This window comes from Hyphomonas beringensis (assembly GCF_000682755.1).
Lineage (GTDB): Bacteria > Pseudomonadota > Alphaproteobacteria > Caulobacterales > Hyphomonadaceae > Hyphomonas > Hyphomonas beringensis.
In genome coordinates this window covers 11,881-30,541 of sequence record NZ_AWFF01000037.1, presented here as the reverse complement: position 1 = coordinate 30,541, position 18,661 = coordinate 11,881, and the positions used below count along the sequence as shown (strand labels likewise).

At 56.6% G+C, this 18,661-nt stretch carries 15 protein-coding genes; 12 read left to right on the top strand and 3 right to left on the bottom strand.

From position 1 onward, the window contains the following. Window positions 1-52: 52 nt before the first annotated feature. Complete coding sequence (gene pyk, locus HY29_RS09205; RefSeq protein ID WP_034796016.1) at window positions 53-1,477, top strand: pyruvate kinase; 1,425 nt, start codon at window positions 53-55, stop codon at window positions 1,475-1,477. On the opposite strand, the gene HY29_RS09200 is transcribed toward pyk, so the two are convergent. Next, the gene (locus HY29_RS09200; RefSeq protein ID WP_051601364.1) at window positions 1,464-1,997 is read right to left on the bottom strand and encodes a retropepsin-like aspartic protease family protein; all 534 of its coding nucleotides are present in this window, start codon (window positions 1,995-1,997) and stop codon (window positions 1,464-1,466) included. The genes pyk and HY29_RS09200 overlap by 14 nt on opposite strands. Window positions 1,998-2,008: 11 nt before the next feature. Continuing rightward, window positions 2,009-2,203, bottom strand: coding sequence for a DUF1289 domain-containing protein (locus HY29_RS09195; RefSeq protein WP_051601363.1), 195 nt, complete (start codon window positions 2,201-2,203; stop codon window positions 2,009-2,011). Between the two features lie 131 nt (window positions 2,204-2,334). Here HY29_RS09195 and HY29_RS09190 point away from each other — a divergent pair, with 131 nt between their 5' ends. The 7 genes from HY29_RS09190 to HY29_RS09160 all read left to right on the top strand — a co-directional run bounded on the left by HY29_RS09190 (window position 2,335) and on the right by HY29_RS09160 (window position 12,488). Beyond that, complete coding sequence (locus HY29_RS09190) at window positions 2,335-3,336, top strand: nicotinate-nucleotide--dimethylbenzimidazole phosphoribosyltransferase (RefSeq protein ID WP_034796012.1); 1,002 nt, start codon at window positions 2,335-2,337, stop codon at window positions 3,334-3,336. 119 nt (window positions 3,337-3,455) lie between these two features. Next, window positions 3,456-4,652 carry an acyl-CoA dehydrogenase family protein gene (locus HY29_RS09185; protein WP_034796010.1) on the top strand — a complete coding sequence of 399 codons (1,197 nt, stop codon included), beginning with the start codon at window positions 3,456-3,458 and terminating at the stop codon, window positions 4,650-4,652. A 27-nt stretch (window positions 4,653-4,679) separates the two neighbouring features. Continuing rightward, window positions 4,680-5,834: an acyl-CoA dehydrogenase family protein gene (locus HY29_RS09180; RefSeq protein ID WP_034796008.1), complete on the top strand. Its 1,155-nt coding sequence runs from the start codon at window positions 4,680-4,682 to the stop codon at window positions 5,832-5,834. A 363-nt stretch (window positions 5,835-6,197) separates the two neighbouring features. Further along, window positions 6,198-7,490 carry an outer membrane beta-barrel protein gene (locus HY29_RS09175; protein WP_162176707.1) on the top strand — a complete coding sequence of 431 codons (1,293 nt, stop codon included), beginning with the start codon at window positions 6,198-6,200 and terminating at the stop codon, window positions 7,488-7,490. A 75-nt stretch (window positions 7,491-7,565) separates the two neighbouring features. Then, the gene (locus HY29_RS09170; protein WP_051601362.1) at window positions 7,566-9,962 is read left to right on the top strand and encodes a GumC family protein; all 2,397 of its coding nucleotides are present in this window, start codon (window positions 7,566-7,568) and stop codon (window positions 9,960-9,962) included. A gap of 76 nt (window positions 9,963-10,038) precedes the next feature. Continuing rightward, window positions 10,039-11,181, top strand: a complete 1,143-nt coding sequence (locus HY29_RS18450; RefSeq protein WP_051601361.1) for a glycosyltransferase family protein — start codon at window positions 10,039-10,041, stop codon at window positions 11,179-11,181. Continuing rightward, on the top strand, window positions 11,178-12,488 hold the full coding sequence (locus HY29_RS09160) for an O-antigen ligase family protein (protein ID WP_034796005.1): 1,311 nt from the start codon (window positions 11,178-11,180) through the stop codon (window positions 12,486-12,488). The genes HY29_RS18450 and HY29_RS09160 overlap by 4 nt, the downstream gene beginning before the upstream one ends. A 6-nt stretch (window positions 12,489-12,494) precedes the next feature. Here the strand turns inward: HY29_RS09160 and HY29_RS19190 are convergent, their stop codons facing one another. Beyond that, complete coding sequence (locus tag HY29_RS19190) at window positions 12,495-12,665, bottom strand: hypothetical protein (RefSeq protein ID WP_155838275.1); 171 nt, start codon at window positions 12,663-12,665, stop codon at window positions 12,495-12,497. A 280-nt stretch (window positions 12,666-12,945) separates the two neighbouring features. Between HY29_RS19190 and HY29_RS09155 the strand changes: the two genes are divergently transcribed. From HY29_RS09155 to HY29_RS09140, 4 genes are all read left to right on the top strand, one after another. Further along, window positions 12,946-14,442: an oligosaccharide flippase family protein gene (locus tag HY29_RS09155; protein WP_162176706.1), complete on the top strand. Its 1,497-nt coding sequence runs from the start codon at window positions 12,946-12,948 to the stop codon at window positions 14,440-14,442. Next, on the top strand, window positions 14,439-15,410 hold the full coding sequence (locus HY29_RS09150; RefSeq protein WP_034796002.1) for a glycosyltransferase family 2 protein: 972 nt from the start codon (window positions 14,439-14,441) through the stop codon (window positions 15,408-15,410). The genes HY29_RS09155 and HY29_RS09150 overlap by 4 nt, the downstream gene beginning before the upstream one ends. Before the next feature lie 150 nt (window positions 15,411-15,560). Continuing rightward, a complete protein-coding gene (locus tag HY29_RS09145; protein WP_051601360.1) occupies window positions 15,561-17,315 on the top strand; it encodes a type I secretion system permease/ATPase in 1,755 nt (584 codons plus the stop codon). A gap of 32 nt (window positions 17,316-17,347) precedes the next feature. Next, window positions 17,348-18,646, top strand: a complete 1,299-nt coding sequence (locus tag HY29_RS09140) for an HlyD family type I secretion periplasmic adaptor subunit (RefSeq protein WP_051601359.1) — start codon at window positions 17,348-17,350, stop codon at window positions 18,644-18,646. Window positions 18,647-18,661 lie beyond the last annotated feature (15 nt).

Here is an 18,661-nt window from a genome sequence, read left to right as displayed (position 1 = left end):
CCCGTGGCGAGTCGTATAAAAGAAAAGACAACCTTGTCATTGGGAGGCAGACATGGGCACGAAACGGCTAAGTGGCGAAAACGCCAAGATCGTTGCAACGCTTGGACCGGGCAGCCGAAGCCCGCGTGAAGTGCTCGCGCTGGCGTATGCTGGTGTTGATGTCTTCCGCCTGAATTTCAGCCATGGCGAACATGCGGCGCATCAGGAAGCGCTGAACGCGGTGCGCGCTGCCGAGAAGGAAAGCGGACGTCCGCTGGCAACTCTGGGAGATTTGCAGGGCCCGAAAGTGCGTGTGGGCAGCCTGCCGAATGGCGAACTGCGCCTGCGCTACAAACAGGAATATGCGCTCGTCGCCGCTGAAACGACCGATGCCGAAGACACGATCCCGGTCCCTCATGCAGAGATCGTCGATATGCTGGAAGAAGGCGATGTCATCCTGGTGGATGATGGCAAGCTGATCTTCACGGTGACGGCGGTGGGCGATGCCCCGAAAGTGCGCGCGGATGTGCCGGGCAAGCTGACGGACAAGAAGGGCTTCACGGTGCGCGGCAAGGCTCTGCCAGTACGGGCCCTGACGGAAAAGGATCGCAAGGATCTCGACTTCGCGCTGGAGATTGGCGTCGACATCATCGCGCTGAGTTTCGTGCAGACGGTTGAAGATGTGGAAGAGGTGAAGGCCATTATTGATGGCCGGGCGCCGCTCGTCTCCAAGCTGGAAAAGCCTGCGGCCATCACTGATCTTGAGGCCATTGTTGAGGCGTCTGATGCTGTTATGGTGGCGCGTGGGGATCTGGGCGTTGAGTTTGCGCCAGAGGAAGTGCCGATCATTCAGCGCCGGATTGTCCGGTGCGCGCGCGGCTTGGGCCGTCCCGTCATCGTGGCAACGCAGATGCTGGAATCCATGATCGAGAATGCCGCGCCGACCCGGGCCGAAGCCTCCGATGTGGCCACGGCGATCTATCAGGGCGCAGATGCCGTTATGCTGTCGGCTGAAACAGCTGTTGGCCGTCATCCGGCGACGACGGTTTCGATCATGTCGCGCATCATCCGTGCGACCGAGGAAGCCGAAGACTATCGCCGGTCTCTGTCGCAATTCTCAGGGGATGTGCCTGCCCGCAACGCCATCGATGTTGTGGCCGAGACAGCGCAAGGCATGGCAGAGGCAGAAGGCGCGACTGCGCTGGCCCTGCGGACAGGGGCGTTTTCGCGTCTGGCCAGATTTTCCCGCGTGCGGGGCTGTGCACCGATCCTGTACGGGTCTCTGGATGACCAGCGCCTGCGCACGGCGTGCCTGTTGTGGGGCGTGCATCCCCAGCGCCTGAATGCCGGGGCGGACTATTGGTACCGGGATCTGATGGATGCGGCAGGCCTCGATGGCCGGGTCGCCTATGCGCGATGGGCTGGCGACGACCAGCGCTTTGCCTGGGAAGTCGGGGTCGGCAAAGGCGAAGGCGGCGAGAAAATTACCGGCGTATGATGAGCTGGCTTTGCTTGAATTCGTAGGAATAAAGCTCGCTCAGAAACGTCATGCCGAGCAGGGACTGTTCCAACTCGTCGCGCAGGACCATCGCGTCCACATTCTCCACTTCGACACGGCCTATGCGGATACTGTCCAGTGTGACGGCGGCGCCGTGGGTGATACCGCCAGCCGTGCGGATCTCCCAGCGATAGTCCAGCTTTTCAGGGTTAAGGCCCATGCGCTGGGCGTCGCGATAGGTGAGGGCGACCGTGCTGGCGCCGGTATCGACCATGAATTTGACCGCTGTGCCGTGGACTTCGGCGCGGGTCCAGTAATGCCCGTCATTCTCGCGGCTGATCACGGCAGCATTGGCGAAGCTGACAGAGCTTGTTTTCTCGGTCGGGGCGGGCAGGGATTCGGGGGGCAGGGTTTCCACGCGGACGCCGCGATTCTTGACGCTCGGGACAACAAGGAACGACACGATGGCCGCGATGGCGCAGGCGGTCACAGCTCCGGCCACAAGTTTCCCTGCAAGCATCGCCTCTCTCCCTATCGTTTGCCGAGGTCTTCCAGGCGCGCAATGCGGGCCGGCAGCTCAGCCATTACCTTTTCGCGGCCTGCTTCCCCCATGGAGACCCATTTGCCGATCTCTGGCAGTGTGCGGCCACAGCCAAGGCACAAGCCTGTAGCAGCATCTACAGCACACACTTTTACGCACGGGGACTTTATTGATTGGACTGTCATAAATATAGGGTAACCAAGGCAGGCGGCAGAGCAAGTTATCTCATGAATGAGGTAATAAAACCTTGTCGCAAGGCTGCAGCTTTCTCTGTTATAGTATGAAACCCGTTACATAAGGGTATGGAGGACTAATCTTGAGCGAACCGGCCCGCGAAACTTCGCCGCTTGATGATGCGCGCTCGCTGATCCGTCAGCGTGTTGATCTGGACCGCTCTCCCGGTCAGCAGGTCCGCGAGGCATTGCTCGGCATGGGCCGGGAAGGCGATTTCGGCCGCCTGGGTGAGGCTGCTGAGTGGCTGGCCAATTGGCAGCATAGATTCCCGCCGCGTATCGAGAAGCCTATCCTGGCGGTTTTCGCCAGTTCGCACGGCCTTCAGGAAGAAGGCGTATCCATGTCTACCAAGTCCGACACGCGGGCTCATGTGGATGCGCTGCAGGAAGGCAAGGCGCCGCTATCGGCCATCGCGACACAGGCCGGTGCTGGTATCCGGGTATTCGACCTGGCAATCGACAAGCCGACTCCGAGCATCGCTGAAGAAGCGGCCATGTCAGAGCGCGAATGTGCGGCGACCATCGCCTATGGCTTTGAAGCAACCGAAGACAGGCCGGACCTTCTGGCCCTGGCCGTATCCGGCGCAGGTGTCGGCACGGCGGCCGCCGCTGTCGCCTGTGCGCTGTATGGTGGGTCTCCGGATTACTGGGTTCGCCCGAGCAGCCAGGCCACGGCAGAGCTGTCACGCCGCCGGGTGGATCTGGTCAGCCGGGCATTGGCTCTCCACCGCGGGCATTTGTCTGACCCTCTGGAAGCGCTGCGCTATCTGGGCGGACGTGAACTGGCCGCTTGCGTCGGGGCGATCATCGCGGCCCGCCATCAGGGTATTCCGGTTGTGCTGGACGGCTTTGCCACGACAATTGCAGCGGGAGTTGTGCATGCGATTGATCCTGCGGCAATCAGTCATTGCGTGGCCTCTCACGTGACGCGCCGGCCTGCACATGAAGCGGCGGTCGAGCGACTGGGCTTGCGGCCCTTGCTGCAGCTGGAATTCCAGACGGGAGGCGGGCTTGGCTCTGCGACCGCAATCAGTTTGCTCAAGACGGCGTGCGCACCTTTTATCGCAGAGCCCGAAGCAGGTTGACGCAGTTTCCCCGACGAGAACCTGACGTTTACGCGCACGTCACCTTGCCTTTGGGGCAAAATGACGGAAATAGAGTGTAGCATTCGACGCCTATAAAGGGCGCGCAGTGAGGAGCCGTCATGAATCTCGATTTTACACCGGAAGAAGTTGCCTTCCGAAATGAAGTTCGCGAGTTTATCCGCGAAAATTACCCCAAAGAGCTCGAAGGAATGGGCACGCGCGAAGATCTGACGCGCGAACAATTCCTGGCCTGGCACAAAGTGCTCGGCAAAAAGGGCTGGTCTGCCCCCAGCTGGCCGGAGAAATACGGCGGCACGGGCTGGACCTCCACGCAGAAATATATCTGGTCTGAAGAGAACGCGCGCGTTGATGCGCTAATGCCGCTTCCCTTCGGTGTCTCTATGGTCGGCCCGGTGATCTACACCTTCGGCAATGAAGAACAGAAAGAGCGCCACCTCCCCGGTATCCTGTCCGGTGATGTGTGGTGGTGCCAGGGCTATTCCGAGCCGGGCGCAGGGTCTGACCTTGCAAGCCTGAAAACGACGGCTGTGCGTGATGGCGACCATTATGTCATCAACGGCCAGAAGACCTGGACCACGCTGGCCCAGCACGCAGACTGGATCTTCATCCTGTGCCGCACAGACCCGAATGCGAAGAAGCCTCAGGAAGGTATCAGCTTCATTCTGGCCGACATGAAGACGCCGGGCATCGAAGTGAAGCCGATCAAGCTGATCGACGGCACGCATGAAGTGAACGAGACCTGGCTGACGGATGTCCGCGTGCCGGTCGAGAACCTCGTCGGTGTCGAGAATGAAGGCTGGACCTATGCCAAGTTCCTGCTTGCGCACGAGCGTTCCGGCATTGCCGGCGTTGCCCGTTCCAAGCGTGGTGTTGAGCGCCTGCGCAACATCGCAACCAATGAGCTGGTTGATGGTGAGCCACTGCTGGAGCAGCCGGAATTTGCCCGCAAGGTCAGCCAGCTGGAGATTGACCTGACTGCGCTGGAGTTCACCGAACTTCGCACGCTGGCGTCTGAAGCGGCAGGCAAGGGGCCGGGGCCTGAAAGCTCCATCCTGAAGGTGAAGGGGACGGAAATTCAGCAGCGTCTGACCGAGCTGACCCTGGAAGCCGTTGGCTATTATGGCGCGCCATATGCCTACGGCATGGAAGCGGATGGCAACAATGATTTCGGCGTAGGCCCGGATCATTCGAACTATGCCGCCGAGACCTATTTCAACATGCGTAAGACGTCGATCTATGGCGGATCGAACGAAATTCAGCGCAATATCATTTCAAAGATGATCCTCGGCCTTTAGGCGCACGAGGCAGGGAGGACCGAAAACATGGATTTCAATTTTACAGAAGAACAGACAATGATCCGCGACAGCCTCGCAAGGCTGATCCGGGAACAATACGACTTTGAGACCCGCCGTAAGGTGGTTGCTTCTGAATCCGGCTGGCGTCCGGAAATGTGGGCCCAGTTCGCAGAACTCGGCCTGCTGATGGCGCCGTTCAGTGAAGAAGACGGCGGCCTTGGTGGCGGCCCGATCGACGCAATGGTCGTGATGGAAGAGTTCGGCAAAGGCCTCGTGGTCGAGCCGTACCTGCCAAGCGTCGTGTGCGGCGGCGGCTTCCTGAAGCGTGGCTCCGATGCCCAGAAGGAAGAATATCTCAGCGGCGTGATGTCCGGTGAGATGATCTTCGCATTCGCCTATGCCGAACCGAAGGGCCGTTACAATCTGGCTGACCTTGAAACGACCGCGAAGAAAGATGGCTCCGGCTTCGTTCTGAACGGCCACAAGGCTGTCGTGATTGGTGCCCCTTGGGCGACGCACTTCATCGTTACGGCTCGCACCTCCGGGGATCGCCGTGACAAGAATGGCGTGACGGTATTTGTCGTGGCCAAGGATGCTGACGGCGTTTCCACGCGTGACTATCCGACGGTCGATGGCCGCCGCGCGTCAGAAGTATACTTCGAAAACGTCTCCGTCGGCGCAGAAGCCGTGATCGGCGAAGTCGACAATGGCCTGCCGCTGGTTGAGCTGGTGTCTGACGAAGCGATTGCTGCCCTGTGCGCAGAGGCCTGCGGCGCCATGAAAGTGGCCCATGCGATGACTGTGGACTACTCCCGTCAGCGCAAGCAGTTCGGCGTGCCGATCGGCAAATTCCAGGTTCTGCAGCACCGCATGGTCGACATGTTCATGGAGTATGAGCAGTCGATTTCCATGACCTATATGGCCACGCTGAAGCTGGACGAGGATGAAGTGACCCGCAAGAAGGCTGCGTCTGCAGCCAAGGTGCGGATCGGCCAGGGCGGACGTTTCGTTGGCCAGGAAGCCGTTCAGATCCATGGCGGCATGGGCATGACAGACGAACTGGCTGTCGGACACTACTTCAAGCGTATCACTATGATCGACTCCGAATTTGGAAACGTTGATCATCACTTGAAACGCTACACAGACTTGTCCAGCGCTGACATGGCAGCGGCCGCCGAGTAAGCGCGTCAAAGCCTGAAAACAGGGCATATCATCTGCCAGATGATATGCCAGTATTAATAATTAATATTTCCGGATTTGCATTCGGATAGCTCGCCCGAGACGTGTAATTCGCGTCTCGGGCGTTCGCTTGTGCGTTGTATTTCAAGAAAAATCCAAAGTCTGCCTTGTCTGTGCCCTAGTCCGGTCACGGTTGGGTGAGCAGGGGTACGTTTAATTTGACGGACTTTGCTTACGCGATGCACATCGTATTCAATTATCAGGGCATCACTCTTTCCCCGAATTGATGGTATGAGTTTTGCTTGAGGTTTAGGTGGAAATACCGGTTTTTGCCCGGAAAGATAATAATCCAGGGAAGTGATGGATATGTTGAGTGTTAAGCGTGTTAGCCTTGCGGGGGTCGCAACTGGCGCCATGATAACTGCAGTCGCGGGGACTGCCGTTGCCCAGTCAGGTGACTATTACAGCCGTAACAAGTATGAAGCTGTCAGCGAACGTCGTCAGCCGCAATATGATCCGGAACCGATCCGTCTTGGCGCGTTTCTGGTCAACTCCAACCTCAATGCGGCGGTTGCCTATACCAACAACGCGCTGGGAACATCGACAGGCGAAGAGTCTGACGTTGTGGCCCGTATTGGCGCAGAAGTCTCCGCACGGACCAACTGGAATGTTCACGAGATCGGTCTGGATGTTGCCGCGTCCCGTGACGAGTATCAGGATTTCAGCGATCACTCGTCGAACGATATCAGCGCCCGCCTGCGGGGCCGTCTGGACGTGACGCGTGAACTGTCCCTGGGCGCGGCTGCTTTCGTGCGGCAACGTGCAGACGACCTTACGAATCCGTCGAATGCCTCCGGTCTGTTGAAGCCTGTCGTGTCTACGCGCACTGGTGCTGAAGTCAGCGCCAATTATGGCAATGACCGTGTGCGCTGGAGAAACGTCGCAACAATCGCAGAGGTCAATTATGACGATGGCGAAACGGCTAACGGCATAAGGGTCAATCAGGACTTCCGGGACCATTCGAGCCTGCAGTTCCAGACGCGCCTGTCCTATGCGATCTCCCCCAATGTGGCCGTATATGGCCAGGGTGCGCTCAATGATCGTGACTATGACAATGAAGTTGTTCTGGGCGGTCTGCCACGTTCGCGTGACTCCAAGGGCTACACTGTTTCTGTCGGGACGGATTTCGAACTCAACACTCTGGTTCGCGGTGATGTTTCCGTGGGCTACCTGAACGAAGAGAAAGACGATTCATACTTTGAAGACGTAAGCGGACTGGCCGTGGATGCCCGCGTTATGTGGTTCCCGTCGCGCCTGACAACAGTCACCTTCACAGGCGGACGCCGTTCGGAAGACAGCGGTATTCAGACTGCGCCAAGTTCTGTCCGCACGAATGCGGGCGCACGTGTTGACCACGAACTCTATCGCAATGTTATCCTGTCGGCACGCGCTGATTATTCGACCTATGACTTTGAAGAAGTCGACCGCAGTGATGACGTGATCGATCTGGGGCTGACGGGCACTTACAAGATGAACAAGCGTGTTCATCTGAACGCCTTCTACCGCCATGTCGACCGGGACCGCAGCGGTAGTTTCTTTGCGGGTGATGAGGGCTTCACGGCTGACGTGATCGGCATTGGTATCCGCCTCTACCCATAACCTTTGTGATCAGCGACCGGCAGAACAGCCGGTCGCTCTTAACATCTACGCAACACGAACCGTTGAGATAGTCTCTTGTCCAAGACATTCAGTTTCGAACTCCCGTCTCAGGTGCCCGCAGAAGCGGAGACGACCGGCAATGCCATGCCCACAGACCTGAAGTCGCTTTTGGGGACTGTCTACAGACGGTTCTGGTTGATTGCGATCAGCTTCCTGACGGTTTTCATGCTGGTGGCCTATGTCACCTTCACTGCCACGCCGACTTACAGATCGACGGCGGTTGTGCAGCTGGATACCGAGCAGCAGAACGTCATTGACCTTGGCAGTGTCCTGAGCGGGCTGGTTGCATCCACCGCCGTGATCGACACGGAAGTGATGGTCATGCAGTCCAAGTCACTGCTGACGAAAGTGGCCGAGAAACAGAAGCTGGACGAAGATGCGGAGTTCAACTGGACTTTGCGTGAAGAAAAGCCTGGCATGTTTGACGGGCTGAAGCGGCAAATCAAATCTCTCTTCGGCATGAGCACGGCGAAAAAGGATCCCTTTGCCGGCATGAGCGTGGATGAGCGTAATGCCGCGATTGAGGATGCCGTCGTTGGCACACTGATGAGCAAGGTGAGTGTTGGCCGCGTTGGTACAACTTACCTGATCAGCGTAACGGTTACGAGCGAGTCTCCTGAAACGGCGGCGCGCCTGGCGAATGCGGTGGCGGACCAGTACCGCGTGCAGCAGATGGAAACCAAGCTGGACGCAACGCGACGCGCCACGGAATGGCTGACCGACCGGACCTCCGCTCTGAAGTCTGAAGTGGAAGATAAGGAAAACCGTGTCGCCAAGTTCATTGCGGACAATGACATGGAAACTGCCATGGGTGGCACGATCACCGAGCAGAACATTTCCTATCTGACGACCCAGAAGACCCAGGCTGAAGTCGAGCTGAACCGCGCCCGTTCGCGCTATGACAGCTTGCAGCGCCAGATCGCATCCGGCGCCGGTGTTGACGGTATTTCCGAAGTTCTGGAATCCCAGCTGATCACGAATCTGAAACAGCAATTGTCTTCCGTGCGCTCTCGTGTGGAAGACCTGAAGACACGTCTTGGGCCTCAGCACCCTGAGCTGATTGGCGCCATGGCCGAGCAGGACGATATTGAACGCCAGATCCAGGCTGAAATGCAGCGTATTGCCAACAACCTCGAAAACGAGGTGAAGGTGAAACGAGACCAGGTGAACCGCCTGCAGGGCCAGATCAATCAGGCAGGCTCAAAACTGCGTGGGAATAATCTGGCGAATGTACGCTTGCGCGAGCTGCAGCGTGATGCCGAGACCAGCCGTATTCTGTACGAAGAGTTTATTTCCCGCTCCAAGGAAACGCGCGAACAGAGCGATCTGATCGAGCCGGATGCTATTATCCTGTCCAACGCCTCTGTGCCGCACAGCCCGAGTGCGCCACGCACCAAACTGAACCTGCTGATCGGCGCTGTTCTGGGCGGCATTCTGGGGGCGGGCCTGGCCCTGCTTGCCGAAATGTTCGACATGAAGATTTCCTCCTCCGAGGATATCGAAAAGAAACTGGGCGTGAATGCCATCGGCACGGTACCGCTGATCAAGACGAGCAATGCGCTTGGCTTTGGCCAAATGAACCCGGCAGACTATTTGATTGAAAACCCGTTGTCGGCCTTCGCCGAGAGCGTGAGATATCTGAGGGCGGCGATTGCTTTCTCGGATCTCGATAGTGAGACCAAGACGGTTGCGATCACGTCCTCCCTTCCCGATGAAGGCAAGACCAGCTTGACACTCGCTTTGGGGCGCATGTCTGCCATGTCCGGCGCACGCACGCTGGTCATCGATGGTGACTTCCGCCGCCGTCAGCTGACGGATGCTGCGGGCCTGAAACCTGAGATCGGATTCATCGAATATCTGTTTGGTGCCGGCCAGCTGTCGGATGCGATCACCAAAGATCCGAAGAGCATGCTGGACATCCTGCCATTGTCTCTGACGGGGCACACACCGCATGATGTTTTCGGAACGCGCGCGTTTGATGATCTGCTCGTCCGTCTGCGGTCAATGTATGACCTTATCCTGATCGACACCGGTCCTCTGCTGCTGATGGCAGAAGCGCGGGTTGTCTCGGGCAAGACCGACAAGGCTATCCTGGTTGTACGCTGGCGCCACACGAACCGCTCTGCGGCTCGCCAGTCTCTTGGCTTGCTGAAATCCTTCAAGGCGGACCTGCTAGGCGTGACGCTGAACATGGTCAACCTGAACCGCCGTCGCCATTATCGTGACCCGGGTGCTGGCTATGATGCTTATCGCAAATACTACCAGATCGAGACCAAGCCTTCGCTGTTTGGCTTCAAGTGGAAGTCTGCGGGCAAGAAGGATGATGGAAGCGTGCGTCCGAAGGCCATTCAGACGCCGCCAAGCCTGGCAGAACACAGCAGCGAACCGCCAGAAAAAGTGGATGCTGAGTAGCTCAACCCGAACAGGGCTGGCGGACTGACAGGTGCCGCCAGTCAGCGCGGCCGGTAACGGCGGAATGGATACTTCGATGACCACAATCGCCTTTTTTGGTCATGATGCAGCAGACGCCGCCGTGCGCCGACGCGTGAAGGCGTTCCAGTCCGACGGGCTGAAGGTCATCGGGTTCATGATGCGCCGCCGCGAGGTTGTCCCGGAATGGGACAATGTTGATCTCGGCCTGACGCGCGATGGTGCTTTTACTCAGCGCTTCCGCCAGATTTTCGCTGGCGCACGCAAAGCCGCCGCAGAGGTAGATCGTCTTAAAGCGGCCGATGTTCTTTACGCGCGTAATCTGGACATGCTTGCCTGCGCCTTCCTGGCTAAGCGCTATGCCAAGCTGAAGACGCCAGTCATCTATGAAAGCCTGGACGTTCACCGCCTGCTGACCCGTAAGGATATTATCGGCAAGGTCTTTCGCGGCCTCGAACATGCGCTGCTCAAGCGCAGCAAGGGACTGGTCGTCAGTTCGCCCGGCTTTCTGAAAAACCATTTTGACCGCTACTATGCCGGTGATTTCAAGGCCTTCCTGGTCGAGAACCGTCTGCCTGCAGACAGTGATATGGGCGCACGGCCTGAGCCTGATGCACAGAATGGGGCAGGGCAGGACAAGCTGGTAATCGGCTGGGTCGGCATGCTGCGCTGTCAGCGCTCACTGGATTTGCTCTGCCAATTGGCGGACGCATTTCCAGACACCCTTGAAGTGCGTTTGCATGGCATACCTGCACGCACGGAGATCCCCGTCTTTGAGCCTGAAATCGACAAGCGCCCGAACATGACCTTTCATGGACGCTTCCAGTCACCGGAAGACCTTCGTGGCATTTATGACGCCCTTGATGTCGTCTGGGCGGGGGATTTCATGGAGGCCGGGTTCAACTCCGTTTGGCTGTTGCCGAACCGGATCTATGAAGGCGGCTACTACGCGACGCCGTCCATTGCGCCGGCAGGTACCGAAACGGCAGAATGGATTATCCGGAATGAATGCGGCTTTGTCATTGATGAGCCGCTGGAGGAAAGTCTGCCGAACCTGATATCGAATCTCGCTTCAGACCGCGGACAGATCAGAATATACCGTGAGAGACTGGCAGCCTTGCCAGACAGCACATTCATTCAGCCGCCAGGGTTCCTGCGGTCTGTGATAGACCGTACGCTTGCGCAGGAGGGCACCCGATGAACATTGCCATACCGCTCTCTGCCGGCAAGGATTCAGATCTTGTCTGGGTAAATGCGTACGAAACCCCGAAGGAGGCTCCGCTGTGGGAGCAGGGCCTCTATGTGATGTGGTTCGTGAACACGTTCGTGCCTCTGCCACTGGAAACACCTTTGCGATATCTGCTGATGTGTTTCTTCATGTTGCAGCTTTTCCGGCACAAGGAAGATGTTCTGCCCATCGTGCTGAAATCCTGGCCGCTATTTCTGCTGCCGATACTCGGACTGTTCTCGATTTTGTGGGCGCCATCCTTCAAGGAGGCCTTGCGAACAGGGGTTCTGTACCTGCTGACGCCGTTGGTGATCGCCGTCGTCGTGGCGCGGATGCGCGTCTCTACAATTCTGCGCTGTCTTTTTCTTGCGGGCGTGGTGGCTGTGATCGTGAGTGCGCCGACATATGACCGGATGCCATCTGGCGGTCCCTATCCGCAAAAGAACTACTTTGCGATGCAGATGCTGTTCGTGACCCTGTTGAGCTTCATGACCATGCTTAACGAAAAGACACCTGCATGGATGCGGTTTCTTGGGGCGGCTGTGTGGCCATTGGCTCTGTTCTTCATGCTGAGAGCTCCCTCGGCTACGGCGCTGGTTTTTTCCATTGTCGGTATCATCGGCCTGTTAGGCGTGAAGTTCCTGTGGGTGACAATGAGCCAGATACGGCATCTTCGCTCGATGGTTATTTTGAGCGCGATATCGCTGGTCTTGTGTGGCGCAATATACATACTGAGCCAGCCCAGCCAGGATTATATCGGGCAGTTCCTGGGGCTGGTCGGCAAGGACCGCACACTCACTGGCCGTACCCATATTTGGGAGGCCGGAAAGGTCGTGGCGTCCCAGCATCCGTACCTGGGGGTCGGACTCGAAGGTTTCTGGCAGATCTGGAATGGCGCGGCACAATCGATCAACGAAAATGATTTCAAGCCTTACGGCACGAAACTTTCGTTCCACAATGCCTATCTGGAGGTGCGCGTACACCTCGGCTACATTGGCTGGGCGCTATACATATTTTCCTGGGTCTGGTGCTGGTACCGGTTGTTGAAAACCTGGTTTCAGAGCTCGACTCTGGATACGTCAGCCCTGCTGGTTTTCGGGGCGATTGTGTTTGTCTCAACCTTTACGGAATCGATCGCGTGGTCGACATTCAACACGCCTCTCAACCTACTGTTTGTTGGTGTGATGGGCAGCTATTCGCCCATGACACGCAAATTTGCCGGCAAAATTCCAGTATTCGTGAATGGTTCAGGAGTGCCAAAGGTCGGGGAACGCGCCTAAAAGGCCTTATAAAATCGCCATGAAGGCAGCAATAATTCCCGCCCAGAGGCTGCAGCTCAGGGTCATGATGATAAGAATGCGCACCCAAACCGGGAATTTGTCGTCCCTGCGGTGATCTGCACGTGCTTCACCAGAATAGATGCGAACAGTATTGCTGTCTGTTGCCACATGAGCCATGGGACTGGTTCCTATCAGAGACGAGTTCACGTCTTTCATGCTCACTTTTTGGTCTCAAATACTTAAGGCCAGTTTAAGAACTGATGTTTGCCGTGAGCTGGCATTGAGTCTGAGTTTACCGTGGAATTCGGCGTTAATGTGTTCGAACTATCGCGATAAGTTGAGGTAGGTTGCGCATAGCCAAAAAGGGCACTCATTTTGCATGGTGCAGGACTGCCGCAAATAATCCGCAACCTGGAAGCCGATGACAACAAACTCCCATACGCCGGAACCTGTTCCGATGACTGGTATGCCAAGCACGCTGAGTTCGGCTGGCCGGTCTGCTGCATGGGTGGCGATCAGTAAGTGGCTGGGTCTGATAAGCGGTCTGGCTTCTCTGGTATTTGTGGCCCGGCTTCTTACGCCCGCAGATTTCGGGATTTACGGCTATCTGTTGCTGGTTCTGGTGGTTCCGGAGATCTTTACGAGTGATAGCCTCAACGAAGTTCTCATCCAGCGCGGCGAATTGCGACGGGAGCATGAAGCCTCCGTACTGCTTTCTTCCCTGATGTTTGCGGGGCTGTTTTTCTCCATAATTCAAGTTTTTGCGGGCCCGATTGCAGGACTTTTCAATACGCCTGAATTGGAAATGTACCTTCGCGTCATGTCGATCGTTTTGTTCATTGGGGCATTGACCGCAGTGCCAGCGGCCTTGCTTCAAAGGAACATGCAGTTTCGCCAGGTCGCGACCGTCGATGTCATAGGGTATGTCGTCGGGGCGGTAGTCGGAATTAGCTCGGCACTCATTTTCAAGAACGCTTGGGCGCTTGTTGCGATGGAGCTGTCACGCCGGTTGGTAAGATTGGTCTTTTTCGCGGTTTTCGCGCGTTGGACGCCTTCGTTCAGGACGACACTTGAAGACTTCCATGGCCTTGTGAGGTTCAATCTTGCGTCCCTGGGCTTGCGCATGATTGCGGTCAGTGAGCTGGCCATACCGCGTTTTTTTGTGGGTCTGGTGCTTGGGCCCGCCGCGCTCGGAATGTTCAATCTGGCGATGCGTGTGCAGGACCAGGCGATGCAGGCGCTGGTCTCTCCCTTTGGGGCAATTGCTTTTCCTGTGGCGTCCCGGACGCAAGATGACAGGCCCGCGCTATTCCGCACCATGACCGCGGCGATCTGGATCGCAGGCTTCATTGCATATCCGGCGTTTATCGGCGCAGCGGCCATCGCGCCATTGGCCATACCCTTTGTGTTTGGGGAGCAATGGACCGGTGCAGTCACCGCGATTCAGCTTTCACTGCTGATGGGACTTCGACTGCCCACGGCATCTTTTAATGGCGGTGTTCTGAAGGGCGTTGGCCGTCCGGGATTGTTGCTGAAGGTAAGCTGTTTCAGCGTCGTCCTTTTGTTGATTACCATTCCGCTCGCATCCACCTTGAACCTCGAATGGGTGATGCTAGCGCTGACCGCGCAGAAATTTGTGAGCTGGGGCTTAAGCGGATGGGCTGTCTATATTGCCATTAAATACCCGATTTCCAATCAGGTGTTGGCAGGCTGGTCTGTATTGATCTCGGCGCTTGTGATGGGCGCTGGAATTTACTGGCTTCAGATGACGCTGCCGACGGAACTGGCGGTTGTCATAAGACTGTTGGCGGCCATCAGTGCCGGGATCTTGCTTTACTTCGCAATGCTTAGTCTGACAGCCCGTTCGGGCTTTTTTAGAGGATTGCGGGTCGCGAAGCTCTTCATGACTGGGAAAAGCGGACCAGCAATGGAAATGCTGAAAGGTGCGATATGAGCTGCACACTTGATGAGAAAAAAGTGGCAATTGTTATTCCGCTTTACAATGATGCGCCGAATATTGAACGGGCAATCCGGAGTGCGTGCGAGCAGAAACTTCCGGATGGATTGTCCGTGGAGGTCATAGTCGTTGATGACTGTTCACAGGATGGTGGCCCGGATATTGTGGACTCCCTGACTTCGGAATTCTCCAATCTGAAATTTTATCGGCAAAGTAAAAATGGCGGGCCATCAGCGGCGAGAAACCGGGCCTTAAAGGAAACAGATGCGGCTTGGTTTACCCCACTGGACAGCGACGATTTCATGGAGCAGAGCCGAATAGCGGATCTCCATGCAATTGCAGAAGAGAAGCAACTGGACCTGGTTGCAGATAATCTCCTGATGTCGTCTGAGGCGACTCCAAACCAGGTCGAACGCGAACTTTGGCCAGACAAACCCGCAGGGCCAATACAGCTAAGTGCCAGTTTCTTCGTAAACCGGTCCTATGATGTGGATGTTGAACGCTCCGAGCTTGGTTTCATAAAGCCGCTAATCCACCGCGCCAAACTGAAGGATCCGTCTGCTCCGTATGTGGAAGATTTGCGCTTCGGTGAAGATTTCGAGCTGTATACACGAATGCTGTTGGATGGTGCGTCCGCAATGCTGGTTGATCCGGCCGGGTATTATCTTGTGCGCCGTTCCGGATCGGCGTCCCATTCCCAGGCAGGTAAAGATCATCAGCGTTTAGCCCGGATTTGCCGGCAGATGCTCAAGAGGCCTGATTTGAGTGCGCTGGAGCGGCGCGCCATACGCGGGCATTTGGACTACTCCGAAAAAGAGTGGGCGACGTGGACGTTGATTGAGGGCGCGCGGAAAAGAGACATGATGGCCTGTGCGAAGGCGCTGTTTATCTCGCCTGTGGCGGCAGGACACGTTATACAATTGCTGGGACAAAAGGCCTTGAAACGGACTCCGGTGAACAATTGAGGTAAAGCGCACAAGGAATAAAACTCTTTCGAGCTTTGCGACGAGGTTGAAAAGTCGATGGGAAGGGTGAGGGAATTTAACCCGAATTCCATTGGTGCGATGGTATAAGTCGAGGCTATAGCCCGAAGGGATCATCTGAAGGTGGCAAGAATGTCCGCACAGAAATACATGCCAGATAGCGAGTGCGCGACTCCTGTAGAGGTTTTGCGGAAATCCCGTTCGGCGATTATAGCGGTTGGCGTTTTCAGTGTCTTCCTGAACCTGCTGGTATTAGCGGGTCCGCTTTACATGCTGCAAGTGTATGATCGTGTCCTGATTAGTGGATCCATGCAAACGCTGGTCATCCTGACTATTCTGGTGGCAGTCATGTTCGCGGTCTATTCATTTATAGAGTCCGTCCGGTCCGGCTTGCTTGTTCATATCTCAGCCCGGTTCGAGCGTGAGTTGGCGCCGGTTGTCTTTGATATTGTCCAACATCAATCGCTAGTGAGCTTTGGCGCCAGGGAAGGGCGTCCGGTCCGGGATCTTGCAGAATTGCGCCAGTTCATTGCCGGGCCTGCCTTGCGCGCTTTTTTTGATCTGCCGCTGGCGCCCATTTTCTTCCTGGTATTGTTTCTGATGCACTGGAGCCTCGGTCTGTTGGCACTTGGTGGGGCGGTCATTCTTTGCGGTCTGGCGCTGTACACACAAAAGGCCAGTCGGCCTTTGGTGGAGCAGTCAAACGATCTCACGAATGATGGGGCTGTCTTTGCGCAGGCGACATGGCGAGGGGCGGAAGTGGTACGCGCCCTGGGCATGCAGAGGACGCTTCGCGGGCGCTGGATCGAGAAGACCTCGCAAGCCGACGAGATGGCTGTTCAGGTCTCCGGTATCATTAACGACGCGAGTGCCGCGACCAAGGGATTTCGCATGTTCCTGCAGTCGGCATTGCTTGGCGCAGGTGCTGTCCTTGCGCTGAAGGGCGTCGCCACTCCAGGTGTCATCATAGCGGGCTCAATTATTGGGGCGCGGATGGTTACGCCAATTGAACAGATAGCCTCGCAATGGCGGCAGATTATTCGTGCACGCGCGTCATGGCGGCGGCTTAATACGTGCTTTGACGGACTTGAGCCTGCGTCTGGATCGAGGATAGATCTGCCTCCCATCAAGGGGGCATTGCATGTCGAGAACATGTTTGCCCCCGCGCCAGCGCAGACAAAACCATTTTTGCAAGCCGTTACCTTTTCTATGGAGCCGGGCGAAGTGGTCGGCGTGCTTGGGCCCAGTGGGTCGGGTAAAACCAGTCTTGCGCGTGTTGTCTCAGGCATTTGGCCTTATTCTCTTGGGGCTGTTCGGATCGATGGTGCTGAACTCTCGGCCTATGATTCAGATACCCTTGGCCGGCAGATAGGTTATTTGCCTCAATCAATAGAATTGCTGCCAGGCACTGTGGGAGAGAATATTGCCCGCATGAAGACCGGTGAAACCTCCCAAGGAGTTATTGAGGCGGCAGAGGCGGCGAATGCCCATCAAATGATCCTCTCCCTTAAAGGCGGATATGAAACCCCTGTGGGCCCGGGTGGCCTGGGGCTCTCCGCAGGTCAGCGGCAGCGGATCGGTTTGGCGCGGGCCCTTTATGGCGATCCGAAACTTGTTGTCCTGGATGAGCCGAACTCCAATCTTGACCATGACGGCGATGAAGCGCTCAGCAAGACAATCGCCTCTTTGAAGGCGAATGGTGTTGCTGTTCTGATCATCGGTCACAGACCGTCGACCCTACGGCATGCCGACAAGATTCTTGTTCTCAAGGAGGGCAAAGTGCAGGCATTTGGCGGCCGTGACGAAGTGCTAGGCCGTGTCCTTGCCGGGCAGAACAGGGGGGCTGCAAGGGTTCAACTGGTCGACAAGAAAGGTGCAGAAACATGAGGTCTCAGGCGACGAATTCAGCCGTAGACAGAATGACTGCGCTGGACGGAGGCGTTCATCGCCTGATCGTGCGCGGAACAGTAGTGCTGGCAGGGCTGTTCGGCGGCCTTGTGCTGTGGTCTGTCGCCGTTCCCATTGAGAGCGCTGTCGTAGCGCCTGGCCTTGTTCAGGTCTCTGGTTCCAACAAGGTCATCCAGCATCTTGAAGGGGGCATTATCGACGAGATCCTCGTCGCAGATGGCGACAGGGTTGAGGTAGGGCAGCCTCTGGTAAGGCTGGACACATCTGAAGTTGTCGCCAATTTGGCAAGTATTGACGCACGCCTATTCACACTGGCGGGAGAGGAAGCAAGATTGATCGCGGAACGCGACAAGCTTGATGAGCTGCCGCAGACCGATACGCTTCAACTCTTGGAAACACTCGACGAAGCGAGAACGCGTCGGACACTCTTGGCGCAGGAGGCAATTTACAAGACGCGCGCAGATGCGGTGGAAACGGATGAGAAGCTGCTGATGTACAAGATACAGCAGCAGAGAGAGCGCGTTGAAGGTCTGCAAGACCTGATCACATCCAATAATGAGCAGATCGCGATCCTTGAGGACGAGATTGTCGGTCTGGAAACGCTTTATGAAAAGGGCCACGTCCCCAAAAGCCGCATGCTCGCATTGAAGCGTGAAAAAGAGCGCCTGAACGGTCAGCAAGCCGGATACAGAGCGGAAATCGCCCAAATTCGCACGTCTATTGCCGAGGGTGAACTCCAGATATTCCGATTGAAGAATGAAGAGCGCGAAGGAGTTCTGAGCGAACTGAAAGAGGTCAGCCTAACCATACAGGATCTGAGAGAGCGCCGACAATATGCGGTTGATCGCCTGGAACGAACAGAGGTCACTGCTCCGTATGCTGGGGATATAATGGGCGTCAATGTACACGCCATCAACGGTGTTGTCAGTCCCGGCTCTCCTCTGATGCACATTGTGCCCGATGGGGAAGATCTGGTTGTCATTGCCCGGATACGACCTGCGGATATTTCTCGCGTGGAGGTGGGTGATCCTGTGAGGGTTCGTTTCCAGAACCAGAATTCATCCACTACGCCTGAAGTTGACGGAACGCTGGCAACTGTCTCGGCCGACATACTGGTAGAGCAGGATAGTGTTGCCCCTTATTATAGGGCGGTTATTCAACTGGATCAGGAGGCGCTTGAGCGAAGCGGCAACCAGTTGTCTCCAGGCATGCCCGCAAGCGCCCTGATACACACGGGAAACCGTACGGCTATTTCCTACCTAACGAAGCCTATGACGGACTTTATGTCGGTTTCCATGAAGGAAGAATAGCGGCGTAGCGCTTTC